Here is a 724-nt window from a genome sequence, read left to right as displayed (position 1 = left end):
GCGGTAGTGCCTCTGACAATCGCCTGACGGGTAACGCGGGCAATAACCACTTGACCGGGCTTGGCGGCAACGACATTATCTTTGGTGCCGCTTTGGCGCCTTACCCCGCCGCAACCTTGAACGAAACCGGATTGCCGCAACAAGACACCATCGCCACGGCGATCAACCTGGCACCCTCTGCGTTCGGGCTGAACAGCGATGCCAATATCGCCAATTCGACAACGGTCCCGCACACGACGGTAACGGGGACGGGCGACGGCTTCTACGATATGTACAGTTTTGTTGTCGATGCCGCCGGTGTTGTCGGTACATTCGACATCGACGCCTCGGTCAACCTGGATTCCTTCCTCGAACTGTTCGATGCGGACGGCACGCGACTGGCTTTTGATGACGATTCGCTCATCACGAACGGCGGTGGCGGCAGTGGTTTCGACACCGATTCTTTTCTCACCCATACCTTCGCAACAGCCGGGACCTATTTTATTCGCGTCGGCAAGTTTGACACTGACGTCGGATCTTCGGCTCTGGATGTCGCACAGGGCTACACGCTGCAAGTGTCGCTGGCAGGCAACGCCCTGCCACCCGCGGGCTTCGATACGGCCGACGGTGCCGATACGATTGATGGCGGCACCGGCAATGACACACTGATGGGTGGGGCCGGCAATGACTATGTGACGGGTGACAATGACACGGTGACCGGCGAAGACGGGGCCGATCTTCTCGA

At 59.1% G+C, this 724-nt stretch carries 1 protein-coding gene; it reads left to right on the top strand.

The genetic code is table 11. The annotated features are described in order from the left end of the window. The coding region (locus ABAC402_RS0121115; RefSeq protein ID WP_200862150.1) for a calcium-binding protein at positions 1-724 on the top strand (724 nt) is incomplete at both ends.

This window comes from Asticcacaulis sp. AC402 (genome assembly GCF_000495835.1).
Classification (GTDB): domain Bacteria; phylum Pseudomonadota; class Alphaproteobacteria; order Caulobacterales; family Caulobacteraceae; genus Asticcacaulis.
The sequence above is the reverse complement of the archived record's forward strand: the minus strand, read 5'-3'. Positions and strand labels throughout refer to the sequence as shown.